This window comes from Spirosoma endbachense, assembly GCF_010233585.1.
In the GTDB taxonomy this organism is placed as follows: Bacteria; Bacteroidota; Bacteroidia; order Cytophagales; family Spirosomataceae; genus Spirosoma; species Spirosoma endbachense.
In genome coordinates this window covers 2,753,896-2,754,236 of sequence record NZ_CP045997.1, presented here as the reverse complement: position 1 = coordinate 2,754,236, position 341 = coordinate 2,753,896, and the positions used below count along the sequence as shown (strand labels likewise).

The 341-nt window shown below is 53.4% G+C and carries 1 rRNA gene (running past one end of the window); it reads left to right on the top strand.

Going from position 1 to position 341, the window contains the following annotated elements:
- Positions 1-284 precede the first annotated feature (284 nt).
- Positions 285-341: ribosomal RNA gene (locus GJR95_RS10880) — 16S ribosomal RNA — on the top strand (it continues 1,462 nt past the right edge of the window).

Here is a 341-nt window from a genome sequence, read left to right as displayed (position 1 = left end):
CATGGGAGTTGGGGGGACCTGAAGACCGAGGTAAGAGTCGGTCAAGGGTAAACTCGGCGACTGGGGCTAAGTCGTAACAAGGTAGCCGTACCGGAAGGTGCGGCTGGAACACCTCCTTTCTGGAGCCGATCCTGGATCTCTATGTAGATTGGGAGTGGTTGAGTTGGTGCTGACGTTTGTTAAGGACCGGGTCCTCTTTTCGAAGGGGGCACACTGTTCTTTGACCTACAGGGAGAAACTGCATCATGAGGTGACTCATGGTGCACGGTAAGATACACAAGAAATTGTAGTAGCGCAATACATACGCAGCAAAAGGGCGCCTGGGGGATGCCTAAGGCTTC